The 22,553-nt window shown below is 68.3% G+C and carries 10 protein-coding genes; 4 read left to right on the top strand and 6 right to left on the bottom strand.

Features of this window, described 5'->3' with window-relative positions; all coding sequences use genetic code 11:
- Window positions 1-35: 35 nt before the first annotated feature.
- The 4 genes from pglZ to pglW are packed head-to-tail and all read right to left on the bottom strand — an operon-like array spanning window position 36 to window position 15,410.
- On the bottom strand, window positions 36-2,954 hold the full coding sequence (pglZ, locus tag OG698_RS37515) for a BREX-2 system phosphatase PglZ (RefSeq protein WP_406108339.1): 2,919 nt from the start codon (window positions 2,952-2,954) through the stop codon (window positions 36-38).
- Window positions 2,954-6,847, bottom strand: a complete 3,894-nt coding sequence (locus OG698_RS37520; protein ID WP_406108341.1) for a phage resistance protein — start codon at window positions 6,845-6,847, stop codon at window positions 2,954-2,956. Before OG698_RS37520 ends, pglZ begins: the two co-directional genes overlap by 1 nt.
- Before the next feature lie 26 nt (window positions 6,848-6,873).
- A complete protein-coding gene (pglX, locus tag OG698_RS37525; RefSeq protein WP_406108343.1) occupies window positions 6,874-10,635 on the bottom strand; it encodes a BREX-2 system adenine-specific DNA-methyltransferase PglX in 3,762 nt (1,253 codons plus the stop codon).
- 53 nt (window positions 10,636-10,688) lie between these two features.
- Window positions 10,689-15,410 carry a BREX system serine/threonine kinase PglW gene (gene pglW, locus OG698_RS37530; RefSeq protein WP_406111508.1) on the bottom strand — a complete coding sequence of 1,574 codons (4,722 nt, stop codon included), beginning with the start codon at window positions 15,408-15,410 and terminating at the stop codon, window positions 10,689-10,691.
- Between the two features lie 1,556 nt (window positions 15,411-16,966).
- Here pglW and OG698_RS37535 point away from each other — a divergent pair.
- The 4 genes from OG698_RS37535 (at window position 16,967) to OG698_RS37550 (ending at window position 20,326) form a co-directional block, all read left to right on the top strand.
- Complete coding sequence (locus tag OG698_RS37535; RefSeq protein ID WP_406108344.1) at window positions 16,967-17,863, top strand: DUF5655 domain-containing protein; 897 nt, start codon at window positions 16,967-16,969, stop codon at window positions 17,861-17,863.
- A 347-nt stretch (window positions 17,864-18,210) separates the two neighbouring features.
- On the top strand, window positions 18,211-18,387 hold the full coding sequence (locus OG698_RS37540) for a hypothetical protein (RefSeq protein WP_254374168.1): 177 nt from the start codon (window positions 18,211-18,213) through the stop codon (window positions 18,385-18,387).
- Window positions 18,388-18,395: 8 nt separating this feature from the next.
- Window positions 18,396-19,607, top strand: coding sequence for a JmjC domain-containing protein (locus tag OG698_RS37545; RefSeq protein ID WP_406108346.1), 1,212 nt, complete (start codon window positions 18,396-18,398; stop codon window positions 19,605-19,607).
- Window positions 19,517-20,326 (top strand): aldo/keto reductase, encoded by an 810-nt coding sequence (locus OG698_RS37550; protein WP_406108347.1) that lies wholly within the window; start codon window positions 19,517-19,519, stop codon window positions 20,324-20,326. Before OG698_RS37545 ends, OG698_RS37550 begins: the two co-directional genes overlap by 91 nt.
- On the opposite strand, the gene OG698_RS37555 is transcribed toward OG698_RS37550, so the two are convergent.
- Both OG698_RS37555 and OG698_RS37560 read right to left on the bottom strand, forming a co-directional pair.
- Window positions 20,314-21,153, bottom strand: a complete 840-nt coding sequence (locus OG698_RS37555; RefSeq protein ID WP_406108349.1) for a hypothetical protein — start codon at window positions 21,151-21,153, stop codon at window positions 20,314-20,316. The two genes, OG698_RS37550 and OG698_RS37555, sit on opposite strands and share 13 nt — an antisense overlap.
- Window positions 21,154-21,187: 34 nt before the next feature.
- Window positions 21,188-22,546, bottom strand: a complete 1,359-nt coding sequence (locus tag OG698_RS37560; protein WP_406108350.1) for a DUF317 domain-containing protein — start codon at window positions 22,544-22,546, stop codon at window positions 21,188-21,190.
- Between the last annotated feature and the right edge of the window lie 7 nt (window positions 22,547-22,553).

The following is a 22,553-nucleotide window of genomic DNA, read 5'->3' on the forward strand; positions in this document are numbered from 1 at the left end:
CCGGTTCGAAGTCCGGTTGGGTTGGTGGTGCCGGCTCACAGGCCGAACTGCTCGACCAGCTGGGCCCGGTGCAGGCGCAGCGTCCGGTTGTCGGGGAGGATCTCCAGGATCTGGGCTCCGTCGTAGTTGAGAAGCTGGGCGAGCGTCGCAGCAAAGCCGGGGGCGCGGGTGGCTGGCTGGCCGGCGCGCTCGGCAAGGGCGGTCATCGACAGGGTGCCCGCTTCGACGAGCGCAGTCAGCGCCTTCGGGAGGAGGGTCTTGTCGCGCGGCGGACGGGCGAGCAGGCCCAGCTGCGCCTGGTACAGCTCGGTGGACATGAGTCGCTCCACCAGCGCGGTGGCGGGGTCCGCTGCCGGGGCGGGTGCAGTCGCCGTCTCCTTCGCCGGATCGGTAGTCGTCCGCTGCGAGGGCTCAGTAGGTGCCTGCGGTGCCGGGGGCACCACCTCCTCTTCGCCGAAGAGGCCGATGACACCCTCGGGCACGGGCAGGGCGGACTTCTTGGACTGCTTACGCTGGGGGCGCACTGTGGCAGTGTCATGGGCGGAAGCGGCTTCCGCCTCCACTTCGTCTGCAGCCTCGGTGCCCTCCTCCCACCACACGGGCGCAGGGTCGCCCAGCTCGCGCCAACCTGCGGGCGGCTCGGCGCCGAACGGCAGCAGGGCGAGCAGCGGGATGGTGAACTCGGCGAGTGTCGCTCCGCCGTGGTAGCCCGCCTTCAGCGCGGTGTACCGGGCGTCGTGGTCGCGCAGCGCGACGATCCGCGCCCCCGGTTCCGGCCAGACCACCCGGGGCCCGGACAGCTCGATCTCGGCCGGTGCTACAGGTCCGCCAGGGGTGCGATGGCGTGCCGAGCCGACGGTGCCGCCGGCCGCATCGAGCTTGCTGCCGCGCCGCTCCACGACATGGCCGTGGTCCGAGGTGATGAGCACGGTCATATCGTTCGCACGGGCGGCGCGCAGCAGCGGCTCCAGACCGCCGATCTCCTTCGCCGCCCATGCGCCGTCGCCGAGCTTCTGCTCCTTGCCGAGCCGGTCGTCCACGGTGTTGAGGACGACCGCGACGTGGGTGCGCTCGTCGGACAGCGCCTCGGAGAGAGCGGTTGAGAAGGGCGAGCCGGTGTCGGGGCCGCGCAGGTCGTCCTTGTGGAATACGGCAGCCGGGGCCCCGTTCCAGCAGGAATGGAGAGGGAAGAGCCGCTTCTCGTCGTTCTGGTCGCCCTTCATCAGGGTGCCCGCGAACAGCGAGGTGCGAGAGATGGTGGTCAGGGTGGGCAGCGCGGCAGCCACCGCGCGCCGGGCCGGTAGGCCGGTCGCTTCGGTGTGGGGGTCGAACTCGGCCCACTGGCCACGCAGTTCTTCCCCGAGCTCGGCGGCGATCGCTGCACTCATGCCGTCGATGAGGAGCAGCAGGACCCGCCGGCCTGGGCTCTCGACGACAGGCGTGACCACGCGACTGAGCAAGCTCTCCACGGTGAGCATGGAGCGGGGATCGGTGCCATCGGCGGTCCACACCGCGAGCCGCTCGGAGAAGGTTCGGTCCAGTTCCTTGCGCCGCTCGCGCACCTGGGCGCCGATCCGGCTGTACGCATCAGAGATTGCAGCGTCTGCGTCGCCGCCTGCCTCCAGGTGTTCCAAGGCTCGGTCCACCCAGCCGAGTTCGCGGATCTGACGGGCGGTGCCGTCGGCCACCGAGGCGATCTCGGATCCGTTCTCGACCGTGAGCCACCGCCGCAACCGTGCAGCCATCCGTACTCGCTCGATACGGGCCTGGTTGGTGCCGTCCGCGGCGAGTGCATGCTCGACCAGTGCGGTGATGGCGACTGTGACCTTCTCTGCATCTCCGTCGGAGAGTGCGTGGCCCGCGATGTTGAAGCGTGTGTCGAGTCCGGATTCGAGCAGAGGGCTGGCCGAAGCGGCAGCCTGTGCCCCGAATTGAGTGACGAGCTGGGCGGCCCGAGTCAGGACGGGGTCGGCGAGCCGGTGCTCTCCCCGGTCGACCAGGCTGCGGACGTACGCCTCGCCGCTCTGACCGAAGGAGGTCAGAAGCCTGTCGAGATCGTCACCCTGGGCAGGCGGTGCCTCGCCGAGCCACCGCTCGGCCCGCCCGCGCGCCCGGTACAGGTCGTGGTCGGCTTCCGCGTGCCCCCACAGCGCAGCGCACACCACCGCGTACGCCGCTGCGTCCGCCCCGTGTTCGGCGTCCACCAGGGCGGTGACGATCCGGCCGGCGGACCCGCCCTGTTCGGGTTCCGAGAGGAAGCGGGCCAGACCGTCCCGTTCCGGGCCGCGCAGGTCGCGCAGAAGATCCGGGCCGCCGGGGGTGAGGGTCCACTGGAACAGTGCGACCGGATCGATGCGGTCCCCGTCGTCGTGTGCGGCCGGACGGCCAAGCGGATTCGTGTCATGGCGGCCGATTCTCAGGCGCCGCCGGGCCAGCCGGGTGAGGGCCTCGTCGCGGGAGAGCAGGCCCCGACCGAGCGAGGGCCAGCCCCGGGTTGCCGCAGCGTCGAGGAGTGCTTCGGCCGCCCACTTCTCGCCGCGCAGCCGCCCGTCGAGGCCGCGCGCGTCGAACGCTTCCTGTACGACTTCCCAGTTGTCGACAGACCGGATCCTGCCGCCGTAAACGCGGGCGAGCAGCCCGGGGTCAAGGTCGGTGTCCTCGCGATCGGTGAGGACAATCAGGACCCTGGGATCGACGGGTTCCGGCGCGTCAAGGTGACCCAGGATCTGCTCGTGTACGGCGAGCACCGAGGGACCCACGGCCACCCGTGCCTGCAGTCCGCCGGCAGTTCGCTGCACCGCGGGCGCGTCCCAAGAGGGAGCGGCCCGCAGCAGCAGTACGCGGGCCGTGCCGTCGCCGAGCCGACTGCGGGCGGCGACGTACTGGCGGACGGTTCCTGCGGACAGCCGGGCGGGGCCGACGGTCGCGGGGGCTGTGGTGACCGTGTCGGGCATCAGTCGACGACCTTCCAGACGACCTCGACGGTGGCGTTCGGGTTCTCGGCTGCGAGCGCCGCGATTTCCGCCTGCAGTTCGGCGGCTGCTCGGGCGGCGGTGGTACGCCCGCCGCCGGAACGGGCTGCGGACCGCGATGGAGTACGAGGCCCCGGCCCCGGCTCCGGCAGTACCTGCGGGTGGGCTGAACCGGTGTTCAGATCCACGCTCTCGGAGCTAGGCGGCAGTTCGACGGGCGGCTGGGGCTGCTCGACCGCGGTCCGCCGGGACCTCAGCAGGGACAGCACCTCCCGGCCGGCGGCCGTCAATACTCCCGGCAGGTCGGGGTAGTCACCGGGGTCCCCGGCAGCCGCGTCCCGCACGCGCTCCAGGACCGCCGCACCGTCCACCCCGAGGGTGTCGGCCAAGCTCAACTGGTCCCAGACGGTGTTCTGCAGAGCGCTAGCGACCTTCCCGGAACTCATCAGCGACATGCCGAAGCGATGTGCGGTGAAGTCGCCGAGGTCGAAGCGGGCGAGCCGGTCCACCACGGACTTCGCATCGATCCCGGCCTCGGTCGCCTCCTTTACCAACTCCTGCGCCCGTCGGGCGAGAACGAGCCGGGGCGAGTCGTCGCTGAGCCGCAGGAAGTCGCGGTGCTTCTCCAGCTCCCCGACGAGCCGTCCGGTGTCCTGCGCGAGCGCGGCGGCAGCCTGCCTGATCTGCCCGGCGAACTGGTTGACGATCCGCCCGCGCCGCAACTGCGGCGCCCGCTTCCCGAGCATCGGCTCGAAGCGCTTGCGCGCCTCGTCCCAGTCGCTCTCGCTGGGCAGCTGCTGCTCGCGCAGGGCGTAGTCCCGCTTCAACTCGTGCGGTGCGGGCGCGGGTTCGATGGGCACGCCGCCGCGCACCCACACTCGGTCGGTCATCTCCGCATACGCGGCGGCAACCAACCGCTGCAGCGGCTCCGGCAGTCCACGCCGATCGGGCAACTCACTCCAGTCGGACAACTTGACCAGGGTCGGCTCGGCGACGCCGTCCCTGCGGACCTGGGCGTTGAAGTGGTCGGGCCAGGCGGTGGACTGCCGGTAGTACGCCTCCCGCATGGCGCCGAGCCCGAGCCCGCCCGCGATCCGCGCCATGACCTTGCGGTCCTTCGCCTCGACCTCGACCTGCCCGTCACGGTCCTCGGCGGCCTTGCGTACGTACTCGAAGACGGTCCTGATCTCGGCGGGCTTCACGGGCCTGCCCGTGCCCTCGGGGTCCAGATTGGGATGCGCGGGGTACTGCTGGGCGAGCAGCTTGCCGACCAGGTCGCGGGCGGCGGACTCCAGCGGCGCGCCGAGCGGGGGCCGCAGATCGGGTACATCCTGCTGGGCGACCAGATGGTTGTCGAAGCTGAGGTCGACCACCCCTTCCTGTTTCTGCGCGAGCCCGTACGCCTGCCGCAGGGACAGGTTGACCCGCTCAGTGAGGACGAGGAGCTGCGACTGGAGCATGCCCTTGGCGCGCTCCTTGTCGTCCGCGTTGAGGCTCCGCGCGTACTCGGCGTCGAAGCGGGCTTCGTCCGCGAGGGCCTTGTCGATGACGACGAGACGCTCGAAGTCGCCGCGGGAGGCATCCGTCAGATGAGTGGGAAGCCAGGCAAGGGTGCGCGAGTCACCGCCCGGCTTCTCCCGCAGAGAGCGCAGCCGCTGCAAGTCATCCATCGGGCCAAACTCGCCCTCGTCGTAAGGGAAGTCGACGACGAGGCGCCAGGCGTCGTCCTGGCTGGGACGCAGAGTGGTCTCGGGCAGGGAGTCGGGATCGGCGACGTTCCCAAAGACCACCTCGACCTGCCGCTCGGTCCCCTTCCACACCAGACCGAGCACGTCGTACGCGTCGAAGCCGCCAGGTCCGTCGCTGACGCCGAGCGCGTCCTTGAGTAGGGTACGCATCTTGGTACGGCGGTTGCCCTGGTTGTTGTGCACCTGCGCGTTGGCGAGGACGGCGTCGAGGTCGACGCCGGTGAGCTCCAGGCGCACCACCGCGCCCGGCCCGGTACCGGTGACCTTTATCTCCGGGAAGTTAACCGCCCATTCCTTGGCCTTGTGCTCAAGGCGGCCGACCTCGGTACCCGCGATACGGGTCGTGATGGAGCCGTGGTTGAGGGCGTGCAGCCGCGCGAGCGTGAGGTCGGCAAGAGCGGGAACACTCGGCGCCAGCGCGGACAGCAGCAGCGTCTGCAACAGTCGGCTGTCGCCGGTGAAGTCGCGGCAGCGGGCCGTGAGTTGGGGATCGTTGAGGGTTTCGGGACGACGGCGATACGCCTCGACTTGATCCTCGGTGACCTGGTTGGCCTTCAGCAGGTACGGACGCAGCTTGTCCCGGTACAGCTTTTCGGCGGCCTCGAAGTGGACACTGGTCTCCCCGCTGAACGCCTTGTCGCCGCCCCCGGCGATCGCCGGGTACAGATCACCGAGCGGCACGAGCTGCCCGAGCCGCCAGTCGTCGCGGTGATCAACGAGCAGCTGGCTCATCAACTTCAGGCCGGTACGGGAGCGCTGCAGCGCGGCCGAGATGTGCACCAGGGTGTCCATGAACGCGGGCGGGAACGGATACGTCCGCCGGAACGCAGTCTCGTCGGCCCCCGTGGTCGACTTGTCGTGACCGAGCAGGGTGTCCCACACGTCCGGGCCGAGCTTCTTGGCCTCGGCGAACGCGGCCTTAACCTTCGCCACGCCCTCAGCGGTGGAGGGCGTGAGCAGGCGGGCCTGTGCGATCTGCGGCAGGTTCCGGTCCTCGAGCACCACCTTGTCGAAGCGCCCGCCACTGAACTTCAAGGTGTCCTGTACGGCGGCCTCGGCGGCCCCCGACATCTCCTCGCCGACCAGCTCACGCAGATCGCGCTGGCGGGCAATGAACGACACCACCGGGATGGCGCGCCGCTCGTCGGCACCTTCCACAAAGTTCGTGATCTTGTCGGCTTCGCGGGAGACGAACTTCTGGTCGTGGATACGGGAGGCCAGCCACAGGATCAACTCGTCCATGAACAGGACGAGCCCGTCGTAGTTGAGTTCCTTGGCGTGCGCGGCGATGATGCCGAGCCCCTTGTCCAGGGAGACGAACCCATCGGCGTCTTCGGAGGCGTTCCGCGCGAAGGAGGGGAACAGGGTCTGGGTGAGGTCCTGCACAAGTCGAGCCCTCAACTCCTGCGGCGTGGAGGGGCTCTCCAGGTCGAGGCTCTTGGTGTTGTCGTGCTCCTCCTGCGCGGCGACCGCCTCATTGAGGAGCTCGGTCGTCCAGGCGAAGGAGTCACCCCACTCGTCCTCCTGGCCGCCTCCGGCGTCGGCGAGCTGCTCGATCACTCGCTCGTCACCGTTACGCCGGCGCTGCTCGGCGAAGTCCTCGAAGAGCCCGTCGGTCAGATAGACCTGCGGCAACGGGCAGCCGGGGTGCAGCTTGCGTACGTGCTCCACGTACTTGCCGAGCACGCGCTGCTCCAGAGACTTGGAGCCCAGCATGTGGTACGGCACCAGCAGGAACTTGCGGTCGTCGGCGTCCAGCCAGGAGTGACGAGTCCGTACGGGGTCGAGATCTGCTCGGGCTCGCGCGGCCTGATTCCGCGACAGCAGTGCATACAGCACAGCCATGAAGTGCGACTTACCAGAACCGAACGAACCGTGCAGATAGGCCGCCTTGGACGAGTGACTGTCCAGCGCCGACTTAATCAGGTCGAGGGCCTCGTCGAAGTTGCCGAGCAGCCGGTCGGTGACGACGTAGTCCTTCAGCGCCGCCTCGGCCCCCTCGGGGGTGACCGCCTCGTTCAGCTTCAATACGAAGTCGGAGGTGGACACCGACTCCGGGATGTCGATCAACTCGCGCAGCAGCGGCCGGTCTTCGGGGCGAGAGTTGTTCTTGCTCATGAACGCCATGGTGTTTCTGCTTCTCCTCGCCCTGCTCAGTGGGACTCGGTGCCGGTGGCGGCATCGGTTGTTGTGTCGGTGTCGGACGGCTGGGCGGCAGATTTCGCGGCGGCGCGCTTCTTCGGGGCGGCGGCCTTCTTCGCACCGCGTCCACGGCTGGCAGCCACCGGGCGCCAGGCCCGCAGCGCGTCGTCCGTTAGCCCCAGCTCGCCCTGCTTCGACTGCCGGAACGCCAGGATCTCGGCGGCCGGCGACGCCCCAAACTCCGGGTCGTACTCGCCGTACCACTGCTCCAGCCACGGCTGCAGCTCCAGCAACCCGGCCAGATACGGTACGAGTTCGTCCTCGCCGAGCCCAGCCTGCTGGATGTACGAGGCGAGCGCGAGCGCCTGCTCCAGGTGATCCCAGCCGGCCCATCCGAAAAGCTCCGGCGACTGCGCGTTGACCGTGCCGTACGACACGAACCGCTCCTTGGGCACGTCGAGCTTGCCGCGCGCACGCCAGTAACTCGGCTTCAGGAAGTCCGCGGAGGTGTACTTCGGAGGTATGGGAGTCCGCTCACGGATCTTGCGCTTGGCGGGCTCGTCGGGTGCGGCGTCCTCTTCGCGCTGGAGTCCCCACACGTGCTCCCAGTCGGCGCGCTTCTTCAGCGCGGCCGGCTTGTAGCGGAGGGCGGGGATGAAGGGTACGTGCTCCTCGGCGAGCAGCTCGCGGACGGTCTTCGCGAGGTCCTGGCGGGGTGCATAGAGCTCGGCGACGGAGGTGAAGTCCTCGTCGGAGGACAGGCTTTCGGCGAGACGGGCGAGGGTGGTGACGGTGGGGTTGCCGTTGACGTCGAACCAGTGGGCGCGGTCCTCGATGCGGTCGAGCAGCCAGGTCTTCAGCGCCTTTTGCCGCATGGAGTCCCAGCCCTCGGTGGCCCAGCGCCGCTTGTACTCGGGGCGTTCGACCATGCCGATGGCTCGGTTCGATTCGATGACGTCGATGCGCTTTTGGACGAGGGCGCGGTAGTCGGCGGGCCAGTGGTGGGGGATTTCTGTGATCGGCGTGGACCCGTGTCGCTTGAACCACTCGTCGCTGGCCTCTCCGGCAGCGACGCGGCGTGCGAGCACGATTTCGAAGGCTCGCTCGCCTAGGGCGAGTTCAGGGACGATGGAGGTGTCGGGCAGGCGCAGGTCCTCGGAGTGCAGGTTGTAGAGGGAGTACACCTGCCAGTCGAGTTCCTCTTGGAGGGCAATCATTCTGGCGCGGGCGGAGAAGTAGTCGGATTCGGCGCGACGGAGGATGGCAGCCGTCGGTACTGCGTCGGCCGCGAGAGCGGCGGGCGCTGTCGCGGAGAGCTGCCGGGCGAGGGAGTCAAGGGCGGTGGCCAGGGAGGTTGGGTATTCGGAAGGGAGCGGAAATTCTTGGAGCTTAGTGCCGGTGAACTCGTAGAACCGCTCCCAGTCGGAGCTAGTAAATCCTCCACCCTCGCCGCGAATTCCCTTGTCGTGGCTGACCATTTTGAGCCACAGTCCGGCCGTGGAGCTGTTTAGTAGCCCTAGCAGCCGTGCGTATTCCTCCTCCGTTGCTCCTTTTTTCAGTTTGATCACAGGTGCGTGCTGATTGTAAGTCATGCCGGATTTGTCGAATGCTGCATGCATGTGAGTGGAGACGTGGCTAAATGAAATTGTCTCGCGAGTCTTGTACCGATCGGCGACCCAGCGATACCAAGACCACCAAGGGATGTTGGCGTCGAATCGCGACTTTCCGGAGAAGTCAGTAAGGCGACCCATGATCTGCTTGTACTTCCAGAGGTGGCGCCCCCATGGTGCGTCGTGATCCACTTCGAGGAGTTTGCTGCTGCTGTCGTACGGCGTCAGAGCTACATCGGCAGGGCTCAGGGTCCAGTCCCGAATATCTTCACCGACCACAATCGGGCGCTGCAGGTTTTTCGGTGTTCGAAACCTTCGGTGCCAATCCCTGGGAAGATAGAACGCGTCATCTACTCCTGAGAAACTAGCAAAGCCGATGTCGCGCGAAATTTCAGACGTGAGCCGGGCAATGCCTTGGGCTTCAATTGACTGGTTAATCTCAAGGCCGCCGGCGGCGAGAATCCACGGTTGCTTACTGAAGTAGCGATCGCGGTCCATGTCATCTGTAGAGACCCATTGGCTAGCTGAGCCAGGAACTTCAATCTGGTTCACGATTGCTCTCCAGACCCAGCCGTCTTCTGCGTTATCTGGCGTACCTGGCTCACCTTGGACGCTTCGTACTGTCCGGATCGTTGCCTGTCGCTGCGCCCCTGACCTGGGGCGCCCGACGAGGATTACTGTAGGTGTTCCGTGTCCCGGGATATAGGCACCCGATGTATCGATGACCTCGGTGAGCTCGACCTTATGGGCGAAGTAATCTTCGATGAGTTTGGTGCCGAACTCCCGCTTCATGAAAGAGTTAGCTGTGATCTGTCCGATCAGGCCATAGCCGTTTCCGTCGGCTCCGCCCCGCATAGCGAGCTCGAAGAAGCGCTCAGCGAAGGGGACGGACAGCGCGTATTTTCCCGCGCATGTGTCGTACAGCTTCCGGTACAGCTGGTTGAGGCTCTTATCCTTGACCGTGATGTACGGAGGGTTTCCCACCACCACGTGGTACCGCCCCTCCTGCAGAATCCCCGGGTACTCATGAATGTCCTCCGTCGCGTAGGAGAACTCGGCGAGCGGGTCGCCAGCCGGGCCGCCCTCGCCCTCAAGGGCGAGCCCCAACTGCAGTTCTAGTTGCCGGTCCTTGATGAGGGAGTCGCCGACCGCAAGCTGGATCGGCCAGTCGCCCTTCCGTGCCTCTTCGAACGTCCGCATGTCGCTCGCGGCCATCGCGGCGACCAGAAGCCGGAAGCGGGCCACCGCGATTGCGAAGGGGTTGAGGTCCACGCCGTGCACCGAGCTCAACGCCGCCCGAACCCGCTCGAACGGACCCACCTCAGGGCGCTGGTCGGCCCACATCCGCGTAAGCCGTCGGAACACTCCCAGCACGAAGTGCCCCGACCCGCATGTCGGGTCGATCATCTTCAGCTCTTCGAAGCCGAACTCCCGTACTGCAGGTGTCATTGTCCGGTCGAGGATGAACTCCTCCAAGAACTCCGGCGTCTGCCGAAGCGCGTACGTTTCCCGGGCTGCCAAGCTCAGGTCCTCGTACAGGTCGCCCAGGAACCGGGTGTCCCAGCCTTTGGTGCCGTCTTCGCTCAGCGGATCGCTGAAGTCGTGCACGAGCACCGGGCCGCCGCCCTCACCGGGCTCACCGTCGTCATCGACCATCCCCTCGCCGGCACGCTGTTCCCGCCAGAACGAGAGCAACGCACCAGCCCCATCGTGCGAAAGCGGGATCTGGTACAGCGGATTGTGGTCCCGGTCGAAGAGCAACCGCCCAGCCTGCCCAGCCCCCAACTCCGCGAACGCGGTCTCCAGCCACCCCCGATACGTCGGGTCGGCGTCCTTCTCCAGGTACTCCTCGTACCGCGCCTGTGCAGTCTCCCGCCCCGCGACATCTGGCGCCGTGATGTACGGCTCGGCGATCAGCCGATTGTCCTCGCTGAAGCGGACGAAGACCGTACCCAGCACCCATGCCACCGCGACCTGCGTAATCCGCTCACCGAGCCAGGCGTTCCACGTCGCCGCCGTACGGCCCAGCTTCCGGGCCTGGTCGTACTCGCCGCGCAGCCGCGTCCCGACCTCGGGAACAGCCTTGACCTGCTGCTCGAGGTCGATCTCTGCCGCCTTGACCTGCTTCTGCAGATCGGCGAGGAGGCTCTTGCGGTCGATCACGTAGGGCTCCTGTGGAGAGTGGGAGAGAGCGGAAGAAGGTCAGAGAACGAGGGTCAGGCGTCAGGCGCGAGATGCTTGCGGGCAACCCAGGCGTCCGGCACGACGATCCACTCGTCGAACCCTGCCTGGTAAGGAACACTCTGCCCGGCCAACCGCGGCGCCCGCGCCGGATCTGACTGAGCAACGAGGAGCCACAGCGGGTTTCCGCCCTGCCGTGCGCCTTCCGCGAGCCGTCCGAGCAGGTCCAGCGCGTCGTACCGAGCCAGGACCGCAGTGTCAGTGAGCAGCAACGGACCGCTTGCCTCCGCCAACCGCTCCCGCAGCCGCGGCTCGATCCGCCCCCACGCCTTGTCCGTACGGATCCGCAGCTGCTGATGCGGCCGACTGCCCGGTTCGGCAGCGTCAGCCTTGAGGACGGTCTCCCAGGTCGGACGATCTGCCTCGCCGACCACGCCGCGAAGCTCGTCCACGAACACCCCGGTCAGCGACACCGGCCGTGCACCGAACGGCTCACCGGCCAGCCACTTCACCGCGTCCTCAGCCCGCCGCTGTGGCACGGTAAGCACCCGGAAGCCGTCCTGCCGCGCCGAGTGCGTAAGCCGCTGGTCGGCCTTGACCGCGGCGGCCACCGCCGTGTCCGCGTCGTACTGGGTCGGGGCCGAGCGACGCGCAGCCGAGGCGCCCCAACTCGCCGAGGTCAGCCCCGCAGTGGCGTCCCCGGATCGGCGGTCTGGGACGAGGCGCAGGACCTTGTCATAGCGGGTGGCCAGCTTCAGCTCGAAGCCGGCCTCCTTGAGAGCGCGGACCAGGGCGCTTCCCGTGGGCAACTTCCGCGGCACCAGTGGATCCGTACCCAGGTCGGGGAAGCGGGTCGCGACCCGCTTGTGCAGGGCGTCCACGGTCAGGCCCGGAAGACGGTCTTCCTCGACGCTGGGCAGCACGGCGACCACACCGGCCTGGGTGATCCTCAACGCGCGTACCACGTCCAGGTCGCGCGGGTAGATTTCCAGGCGCGGGGTGAGCGCGGCTCGGGTCGAGGCGGCGACCGCGATCTCGGCGGTGCGCCGCTCATCCCAGCCCAGGCTGCCCAGCGGCCGGCGCACCGCGTCCAGTTCGGTGAGGACCGTACTCGCCGTCGGCAGGGACTCGAGCGCCGCGAGCCGGTCGGCACGTGCGCCCAGGTTCAGCGCGTACTCCTGCAGGGCGGGCAGTGATGGGGTGTCCGGGCCGTCCACGCCCTCCCGGACGTCTAGGGCGAGCAGGCCGATCACCGGGTCAGCGCCCTTGGGCATCCGAGCGTGGAAGTAGCGGAAGAGCTGCGGGGACTCGTCGACCCCAGTTTCGCGCTCCACCAGCGCCCGGCTCTCGCGCTCCACCAATGCCCGCAACAGAGAGAGCGCGAGCGCACGCCGGTCGCGCCGCTCCACGTGCTGAGTGCCGCGCCGGACGATCAGTGCATCGGCAAGTTCGATCACCGGAGCGACCCGGCCGCGCTGGGCGAGCAGCTCCACCAGCTCATCGCGCAGCAGCCCGAGGGCGGCATCCTCGTACCAGCGCTCGCGTGCCTTCTTCACGATCTGCGGGATACGGCCGGCGGTCAGCCCCACAGCTTCGGCGACGTCCCGCTGACGCACCCACGCGAGGCCGTCGGGCAGGCGACCCTCGTCGTCGGGCAGGCGAAGGAGCAGCCGTACGGCTTCGCGCTCCTTGGCGTTGGAACGGGCGTTGCCACCGGACGGCCTCGGCACCAGACGAGCGGCGAGCGCGTCCAGGCTCAGGCCGCTCAGCACCTGCTGGGCAGTGACGTCCACACCGGCCGCGGCGATTGCGTCGGCGGCTGCCCGTTCCAGGGCGGTGCGCTCCTGGTTTGCAGCCTTGAGGGCTGCTGCGCTCAGCGGTGAGGGTGCGGCCTTGCCGAGCCGGACGTTCCACTCCTTCTGCCGGCGTTGGATTTCCTCGCGGGTGCGCGAGCCCATGCCCGGTGCGGTGAGGAACTTCTTGGCCGAGTACTCCAGGACGTCCCCGACGTTGTTGAGCCCCATCGCGAACAGCTGCGACTGCGCGGAGACCGTCAGACCGGCCACCGACAGTGGCGTCTTCCGGTCGGCGCGCTCTGCCTGCTGGTCGCGGACCTGCTCGGCGGAGACGTCGTCGTCCTCCCGACCGATCCGAGGCTCCGTCGCAGGCTGGGCGACCGCGTCGGCACCGCCCTTCGCACCGCGACTCGGCTTCTCACTGTGCCCAGAGCTTGGCGCCGTCGTGCGCTGTGCATCCAGGAAGATGCGCTGCCAGGCACGCTCCATCGGCTTCAGGTCCGAGAAGCGGTCCTTCACGTCCCGCGCCAGAGCCTTGCGGAAGAACGCCACCAGTCCGTCGCGGACGGCCGGTTCGAAGGCGTCGGCCGCGAGCTGCGGAAACGGCCACTCCTTCGCATCCGTCTGTCGCGGGGTGACCGAACCGTCGCCCCAGCGGGGCAATTCGTTCGCCGCCATCTCGTGCAGCGTCACGGCCAGCGCGTACCGCTCGGCATGCCCGTCGTACGAGCCGCGTGTGATGATCCCGACGAAGGGGTCGAGGTAGCCCTCGGTGCCCGCCTCGATTTCCTTCGCGGGATATCCGGCCAGTGAGAAGTCGATCAGCACCAGCTGGCGGGTGCCGTTGGGGCGGATGCGGATCGCGATGTTGTCCGGCTTCAGGTCCCGGTGCCAGATGCCCTCGGCCTCCAGGTGCTCTACCGCGCCGAACAGATACTTCCCGTACGCCTCCAACTGGTCCATGCCCAGGCGTCCGTTGTCCCGCAGTTGGCGGGCCACGGTGTCCTCACGGCGGCGCGGCCCCTTGTCGGCGCTCGCGTCCTGGTCCTTCAACTCCCGGCTGTCGCCGACGTAGTCCAGGACCAGAACTCGCCGCCCGGCCAGCGTGAGCGGCTCCCGCTCGTACAGCGCGATGATGCTGGAGTCCCGGTGGATACGGCCCAGGACGTCCGCCTCGCGGTCCAGGACCGTGTGCTTGGCCTCACTCAGTGCGACCTTCAGCACTGCCACCGGCAGGGCACCGCTCCGCCGCGGCTCGCCCTCCAGGTCCCGCACCAAGAACGCCCGCGAAGTCGAGCCCGTACCGAGTCGGCGAACGACCTCCCAGCGCCTGCCCAGCACATCCCCGGCCACTGCCTCCAGCGGATCCTTCTCCGGTTTGGCCTGCTCCTCGCCGTCGCTCGCAGCCGACCCGCCGTTCCCATCCCCACCTACGTCGGCCGCAGCGTCCGAGCTGTCCGCGATCTCCTCGACGAACGCCTGCTCGACGTACTCCAGCATTTCCAGGAAGTCGTCGACGGTGGACAGCCGCCGTCCCGGCTCGTATGCAGTGGAAGCCTCCACCAAATCGTCGACATCCGGATGCAGTCCGTCGACCAGCGCGCTCGGACGCAGAGTCTCGCCGCCTTCCAGGCGCGCCATGACCTCGCTCTGGCTCGCACCCGGTGCCTGCCCTGTGACCAGCAGATACGTGAGCACACCGAGGCCGTACACATCGAGCCGTACCGGATCGGCCTTCGGGATCCTCAGCTCCGGTGCCAGATACGGATCGGCCTGGCCCGAGACATGGACGCCCGACACATACGTCGGAGCCAGAGTCAGCGGCCGGCCACGACTCACGCTCTGCCCGGTGGCGATCTGCCAGTCCGCGATCTGCGGCCACGGCCGCAGCCAACGCTGTTCCTCGCCGAGCTCCCGCCCACGTGGACCGCGGTCACGCGGAATCACATGCACCGAGTGTGCGGACAGCGTCCGGTGATGGATCCGCCGCGAGTGGGCGGAACGCACCGTCTCCGCCAGCTGCCGCACCAGAGCGAGCCGGCCCCGCAGGTCGAGGCGCTCTCCGTGCTGCACCAGATAGTCGTCCAGGCGCAGGGTCTCCGGGTGGTAGTCGAAGAGGATCGCCGGCCCAGCCGGATGCCCCGAAGGCAGGTAGGTCTTCAGCTGTACGGCACCCGGGTGTTTGAACCGGCTGAGAATTGCGGCCTCACGGGCGGCGGCCCGCTCCACCGAGCGCCGCTCCTCGTCGGAGGCCCCGCGCTCACTGAGGAAGACCCGCACCCGCGCCAGGTCCTGCAGCTGGGAGTGGCGACCCAGATAGTCGGCCCAGGTGGGACCGGAGTCGAACGCCTTCGCGTCCAGCAGATACGAGCCCACCTCATGCTGGCGGCGGATCGGCGCGATGCGGAGCTGTTTCAGGGCCGCGTCAACTCGGCGGGACGTCTCGGCCGTGATCCGTCGACGACCGTCGCCAGGCGGCACGGCCAGCATCTCCACCAGTTTCTTGACGGTGAAGACGCCGTTCATGTCGGCTGCCGGAAGCTCTACCTGCAGCCGGTCGTCGGTGAAGCAGACCGCTTCACCGACCCAGATCCGCGACCGGTCCCCTGGACGACCGGCGACCCCGTTGACCAGGCCCGCCAGCTCCTTGGCCTTCTGGTTCGACAGATGCAGCGGATTGCCGTGACGACGGGTGGTCCCGTTGGGCGTGGTCTGCACCCAGTCGTTGCCACCGCCGTGGACCGAGCCGTGCCAGTCCTTCAGCTCAACCAGGAAGACTCCGGCCGGCGCGACCACCAGAAGGTCCACTTCGCGGACATGCCCGCTATTCGCGGTGAACGAGAAGTTAGACCAGGCCCGCCACGGCTCCTCGTCCGGCAAGCGCCTGCGGATCGCCTCAAGACCTCGGCGCTCGTGCTCGTACCCGGACTCGGTGACCGTCGTCCACCGGCCATCCAGCATGCGGCTCCCCGTCCCCGTCTCTGTCTGCTTGCGGGTGCTTTTGCCTGCTGCCTTCTTGTCGACTCGTTCAGGAAGCCAGGCTCGACCCTCGGGCCCGATTCTAGTGGGCGGGACTGACAACCAGAGTGGGGCGAATTGGTTATGACAAAGGACTTACGGCCTGGCCGATTGGCCCAGGGGTACGTCGCGTGGCGCTCCGAATCCCGCTTCATGGCGAGCATGGCGTCACACGGCAGCGCTACGGCTTTGCAGGCCGCAGTTCGCGGTGACAGGTAGACGGCACGGTCGACCCGGCTGCGCCATGGCACCCGGACCGTTCAGGCCGAGCGCTCCTGGGGCGGCCACGATGGGCCGCCCCGTGCGAGGGCCTTGCTACCGGTGCCTGCTTACGTGCGTAACCACGCTCATGCCTGCACCAAAAGTGAATGCCAGGGCAGCCGCACCGGACGCGGCAGCGGTGAACGGGGCCTGCCCGAGAGCGGCGGATCCGATCCCGATGGCGAGCCCAGTGACCATGGAGGTCAGAGCGACGACGACAACGTGGTAGATGCGGTGGTCGCAGGTAGAAGCGGATGCAGTCAAGGGGGCCCTCCGGAACTTCGAGAGAGCGCCGTCACAGAGCCAGGGCAGGTGTCAACCCACCGTCGGATCGGGGTCACGACGTCGCCGCCCAACGGGCGTCGCCATAGGAGAGCGCCGGCCAGGCGCCCCTATAGGTTCGCGGCCGTCTCGCCGTGATAGCTGACTCCCTGCATCGATGCACCCTGCCTTCCGAGGTCTCGACAACAGCAACCACCGTAGCCAACCCCTCTGACAATTAAGCCGGTTGGTGGCAGTTGCCTCCAGAGGGAAGGTCTCAGCTCTGGGGCAGCTCCCGATGAGGTCGACGCCTCTGTAGCCGGTCTGCCAGTAACCAGCCTCTTCGCACCGAGCGACAGATCGTTGTCTCACGCCGCGCGTGGTTGGAAGCGGCCCGCGAGGTCCACTGCAGAGCGGTTTCGATTCTAGCTCTGCATGTAAACGGGACGTTTTCGGCTCCCCTATTAGTGGACCGCAGGTGTATTCAGCCGACTGCCCGGCAATGGAGACGTTAACTCGGCGCGCACAACCGGACCATCGTGCATCCTGCGAAGTGTCCGCCGAAATAAAAGCCCCGCAGTCAGGGCTGCTGGAGATCGGCGTCAGGGCGCGAGAGGGTGTGGCATTGGGTATCCGCAGCGAGTTTCCCTCGTTCTCATTGCCGAATAACCTTGAGTTCTCTCACCGGATGATCGGCCCTGCGGGCGCCTGTGCGCGATAGATCAGGCGCATAGAAGGCACGTGCTCTATCCACTGATCTACGGGGGCTGACCTGCGTAAACGCACCTTCCAGGAGCTGTCCCCCAGGTTGCGGGGGACGCATGGGGGAATCGCGGTTTCACGGTGGCCGGTGGACGCGAGCGCTCCTCGGTCGGGCCGTACGTAGGGTCTCACAGTATCTTCACGCCCCCGAAGCCTCTCGGGGAAACATCCCGTACCTCATCGGCGTTGCTGATCTCCGAGCCGAGGAGGGGAAGGTGTCGGGCCTGAAGCTGTTCCGTACGGACACGACGAATAGCGGCATGACCGAGGTCATGCCGCGTCTTGCTGAGATTGAGGCCGATGTGCAGGGTCTCGTCGAGGCGCACATGGAGACGCTGCTGGGGGTGCAGTTCCTGGCGAGCGAGTACAGCACTGGCCCAGTGCACGGGGGCCGGATCGACTCGCTCGGGCTGGACGAGAACGGATCGCCGGTCATTGTCGAGTACAAGCGCGGCACGGATGCCGGCGTCATCAACCAGGGTCTGTTCTACCTGGCCTGGCTGATGGACCACCGGGCCGAGTTCGAGCACCTGGTCCGCGACCGGCTCGGGGTGACGGCCGCGGCCCAGGTCCTGTGGAGCGGCCCGCGCCTGATCTGCATCGCCGGCGACTTCACCCGCTACGACGTGCATGCCGTGCGCGAGCATCGGCGGTCGATCGACCTGGTCCGCTACCGACTCTTCGACAGCGACCTGCTCGGCCTTGAGACCGTGGCTGCCGTGAGCGGCGGCATGCAGGTGGCCCGCCGGGCACGGCGCCAGGCGATTACCCGTGCGGCGGCCGACGTCCAGGGCGCGGCGATGACAGAGTTGGCGGGCGCGGTCGACGAGGCACTGCTCGGGCTCGGGGACGGCGTGAACCGTGTCGAGCGCAAGCAGTACCGGGCGTACCAGCGGCTGCGGAACTTTGCCTGCCTGTGTCCGCCGCAGCGGAGCAAGCTGCTGGTCTACCTGAAGGTCGACCCGAACGACGTCGACCTCGTTCCGGGGTTCACCCGGGACGTGTCGGGTCTCGGTCACCACGGGACGGGTGATCTGGAGGTTCAGCTCCGTACGCCGAAGGACGTGGAGAGGGCGCAGGATCTGTTCCGGGCGAGCTACGCAGCGGCCTAATCGCGTGACGGCACCTTCGCGGTGAGCGCTTCGCGGTTGGTCTGTGGTCGTCGGTGGTGCCTTTCGACGTACGGGCAGGTCGTGGCGGTGGACTACCAATCATGCGCGGGATGGCCGGTTTGGCTAACCGGCGATCCCGCGCTATGTTGCGCCGGCCCCATGCCCATCCGCTGCGCTGAGCGATATGGCCCGCCCGGCGGTGCCTCCTGCAGTCCGCCGTACGCCTCGGCAACGAATAGCTTGCTCCGCACGTCTGTCCGAATCCCGCTCTACTGCCATCTGGTGGACGCGGGTTAACTCAGACCTTCGCCCGGAGCTGGGCGGTAGCGGCTGAGAGGAGAGCGTAGATGGCAGACACGGCGCCCACGCAGCGAGCGGGGACGAGTCCCGCGCTTCTGATCGCTGTGGAGGAGTTGGCGACCGCGCACGACCGCAGCGAGTCCGAGCGGTCCGACGTCACCAGCTCGCAGAACAGCGCGGGCGATGACGGCGACAACCGCGACCTGAACCTCCCGAAGGAATAAGGGGACCCATGGAGCACCGGCTCGTCACCCACATCGAGAAGGCTCTCGGCTGGGACGGGCCGGGTTCCGTGGGGACCGCGTTCGCACGCGGCCGTCTCACGGACCCGGAGCTGCCCGCACGGCTGTTGACCCCGCACAAGCTGCTGGACCTGATCAAGCGCCGCCACCTGGCCAATCCGCAGCTTCGCTGCTACGCCGAGGGCGACGAAATACACCCGTCCACGTTCCTGTCCACCAACGTCAACCGGCGCCGGCAGGCCGTGAGCCAGGCCGACATGGCGGCCCTCGGACGGATCCTCAACAACGGCGGCACCGTGGTCCTGGACCACGTCGACTTCTTCGACCCGACCCTGGAAGTCGCATGCCGGGCCCTGGGCTGGTGGTCCGGCGAACTGACCTCCGCCAACGCATACCTCGCAGTCGGTGAAACCGACGGATTCCATCTGCACTGGGACGACCACGAGGTCATCGCCGTCCAGCTCTCGGGCGAGAAGTCGTGGGAGGTGCGCGGCCCCTCCCGGTCGGCGCCGATGTACCGCGACGCCGAACGCAACCGCACGCCCTCCGAGGAAGTGCTGTGGAAGGGCACCATGCGGGCCGGGGACGTCATGCACATCCCCCGCGGTTTCTGGCACACCGCCACCCGACTCGGCTCCGGCAGCAGTGGCCACTCGCTGCATGTGACGTTCGGGTTCACCAAACGGACCGGCGTCACGTGGGCCAACTTCCTGTCCGACGCTGCCCGCGCCGATGAGGCGTTCCGCCGCGACTTGGAAGGTGCCGAGGGAACCGCGCACGAGGTGCTGGCGGACAAGCTCAGCGCTCTGGCTGCCACCTACAGTCCCGATCGGTACTTGGACGAACTGCGGTCCAACACGCCGCCCGCCCGCCACATGCCCTATGTGACCGCCTTCGGCCGCCCGGCGGGGGTCGCGGCCGTCACCGAGTTCGCCCCCTCCATCGTCCGGTCTGGCGACAGGCTCCAAGTCTGCGGCGGTGGCAAGCGGCTGACCCTCCACGAGCGCGCAGAACCGGGACTCCGCGCGCTGCTCTCGGGTCACCCGGTCTACCTCGACGGCGCCGACGAGGACACCACCACCCTGGCCGACCTGCTCATCACGGAGGGGCTGTGCGAACCACTGACGGAGACGTCGTTCTCGGGCTATACCGGTCTCGTCACCCCCGTGACGTACTCGAAGCAGCCGCCGACCTCGGCGTAGCGCGCATCGACACCGCCTCGAACTACCTCCGCCATCGCTCACACGAGGTACTGAAGACGGTGGCCGGCGATCTCCTGCCGAAACTCGCGGTCTCCACCAAGGTCGGATACTTCCCCGGGGAACACTCCCTCGCCCCCGCCCGGCTGCGCGCCGGAGTCGAGCAGGCCGTGAAGGACCTGGGACGTGAACCGGACACGGTGCTCCTCCACAACCCCGAGCACTCCCACCCCGACGCCGAGATGCTGGCGCAGGCGTGCGCAGTCCTGTCCGACGCCGCGCAGACGGGGCTGTGCGGGGGGTGGGGTGTGTCGAGCTGGGATCCGCGCCCGCTTGCCGACCTCGACGCTCCTCGCCCTGATGTCCTCATGGTCCGTTCAGGGCTACTGGTGGGTGCTGACGTCCTCGAAGCGGCCGAGGCCCTTGTGACGCGTTGGCGACCGTCGCAGGTGTGCGGCATGAGCCCCTTCGGCGGCAGTACGAGCGAGGCGGTGTGGGGGAAGTTCGATCCGCGGATCTTCCTGCGGAACACCCCGCCGGCCACGAGTGCCCAGGCGGCGTTCCGCGCCGCCTACGGCCTGCCCCGGGTCGACGCGGTCGCGGTCGGTACGGACAACGTCGACCACCTGCGGGAGCTGGTCGGCGCCCTGGCCTACGAGGTCGATGACCAGGTGGTCCGGGAGTACCGGCGGCTCCTCCAGGCCCGCCGTCAGCCCGTCTGAAAGTCCCTCACCACTCGCTCCGCCGTCTCCCGGGCGGCCCCCAGTCGAGGATCGTCCGGGTCGGCGTAGGGGCCAAGGATTTTCGCGGCGACGAACAGGGTCATCAGCTTGCCGTCCCGGCTTTGCAGATCGTCGCGCCGCTCGCTGCGGACACGGTCGGCCAGAGCGGGAACGGCTAGGGAAGCGCCCCACAGATTCGCCGCGTCCAGGCCGCACGGGGCCATGCCCCAGTCCTCCCAGTCGAACAGACAGAACACAGGCGCCGTCATATTCGCCCAGTTGAAATCCGCATGGGCCGGACGCCATTCGCCCACGGCCGTATCGACGCCAGGGAAGACGCTGTGGACCGTTTCCGTGACCAGTTCCTGTGTGAGGGTCTCAGTATCCGGTGTCGCGATCCGGTTGGTGTGCTGCGCAGCGAGGGCATCTAGGGAGGCATTCAGGGCGGCCCACCACTCCTCGGACAGCCGCGGATCCTCCGCCACCACGGCGCTGCCGACCGGCGCCCCGGGCAGCAGTTCCGTCTCGTCCCCCCGCCACATCACCGGCTCCGTCTCGTCCCGCCACGCGACGCCTGCGAGCCAAGCCGGTTTCGCGATCCCCCGCAGGGCCTCAGCAGACGCGGTGCCGTCCCCACCCTGAACCCCGATCCGGTCGAGCCCACGCCGCTCGACACGCACCCACGAACCGCGGTCCGTACACGCCCCCACAGACCGGCGCTTACGCACCACAGTCTCGTGATCCAGGCGCACCCCCAGCGACCGCTCGACACGGTCCAGTACGGCTTCCACGGGCTCTTTACGCAGATCCACCGAACGCAGCGTCATACCCCCGAACGTACCAAGTCTGGGATGCCCGCGGTCAGCGTGTACGGCTGGCTGCGACCGCCGGGATGGCCGGCGGTGCGATGCCCAGGTTCGTCCTGCGTTCGCGGCCCGTGGTCTGCGCCCGGCGGCTGCCGGTTCCCTGGGCGAGGTTCTCGGCCAGGTGGGCCAGCAGCGAGCTGGGGGTGCGCGGGGACGCGGTGAGGGTCCAGGTGGGGCGGTCGGCGTTCGGGCCGGCCCAGACGGTCCAGGTCGCGAGGGTCTGGTTCGGGTGCTGGGCGGCGAAGGCGTCGAACTGGACTCCCGCGTCTGCCGCAGGGGACGTCCAGCGGATCCAGCGCCCGTCCACGGTGTGCTTCCATCCGGCGTCGGAGAGGGGCTGCGTGGCGGCGGTGACGGTCCTTTCGTCCACCGGGGCGCTGACGGCTGTGTCCCAGCCGTCGCCGTCGGCGAGGTGATCCAGCAGTTCCTGCAGCACGGGGGCTGGGGTGGCGCCGGTCGTGGTGAGCACCCACATGCGGTCGGAGACCGGTGTCTCGTACGCCGCCACCGTCCATGCGGTCTCGTGGGCGGGGGCTTCGTGGGTGCGCTCGATGCGCAGGGTCTGGGATTCGTGGATGGCGTGAGTCGTCTCGTCGGACCAGGTGCGCCACTTCTCCCAATCGCCGTGTGCATCCAGGAAGGCGTCGAGCAGGGCGTCGTGGTCGCCGGCATCGGCCAGGTAGGCCGGAACGGTCTCCGGCTCCGGGCGGGACGGTGCGGGCTTGGCTGCGGTGAGGCCGAAGGTGGCGCGGGCCTCGGCGGCGGCGCGTTCGGTGTCGGTCAGGGGCGCCGCGCCGGGGCGCATGTCGGCGGTGTGGACCTTCTCGAAGGCGAGCAGGGCCTGGGCGGGTGAGTCGAAGGTGTCGGCGACCTGGCGCAGGTGGTCCTCGCCGTGGAGGTAGACGGACTTGCCGTTGCGGCCGAGGTAGGTGCCGACCGCGACGGTGGTGTGGCCGTCGTGGGCGTGGGCGTGGATGAGGAGCTGGCCGTGGCGGATGTCGTCGTGGATCTTCTGGGCTTCGTTGGAGACCCTGCGGATTTCGCTGCGGGTGCACCAGGGCATCGGGTAGTTGGCCCAGGTCCATTCCTCGTCCATGGCCTCCCGGAGCCGAGGGGTGATCTCGACGGTTATACCTTCGGCGGACAGGTGCTTGGCTGCGTCCTCGGCCCAGTAGGGCTCCTCGTGGTCGATGCGGACCAGGACCAGGACGTTCTCGGCGACGACGGTCCAGTCGGCTGCCTCAAGACCCATGAGAGCGATGCGGGCCTGGGCGCCGGCCAGGACCGCGGTCACGGCGCTGGGGTGAGTGGGGTGGGTGTCGAGGCGGACGTGGGCGTCGATGGGGGGAGTCACGTGGGGG

It is taken from the genome of Streptomyces sp. NBC_01003, assembly GCF_045162695.1.
Classification (GTDB): Bacteria; Actinomycetota; Actinomycetes; order Streptomycetales; family Streptomycetaceae; genus Streptomyces.

Coding starts and splice junctions, on each gene's coding strand:
- pglZ (WP_406108339.1), bottom strand. CDS start 2,954: ATGCCCGACACGGTCACCACAGCCCCCGCGACCGTCGGCCCCGCCCGG.
- OG698_RS37520 (WP_406108341.1), bottom strand. CDS start 6,847: ATGGCGTTCATGAGCAAGAACAACTCTCGCCCCGAAGACCGGCCGCTG.
- pglW (WP_406111508.1), bottom strand. CDS start 15,410: ATGCTGGATGGCCGGTGGACGACGGTCACCGAGTCCGGGTACGAGCAC.
- OG698_RS37540 (WP_254374168.1), top strand. CDS start 18,211: ATGGCAGACACGGCGCCCACGCAGCGAGCGGGGACGAGTCCCGCGCTT.
- OG698_RS37545 (WP_406108346.1), top strand. CDS start 18,396: ATGGAGCACCGGCTCGTCACCCACATCGAGAAGGCTCTCGGCTGGGAC.
- OG698_RS37555 (WP_406108349.1), bottom strand. CDS start 21,153: ATGACGCTGCGTTCGGTGGATCTGCGTAAAGAGCCCGTGGAAGCCGTA.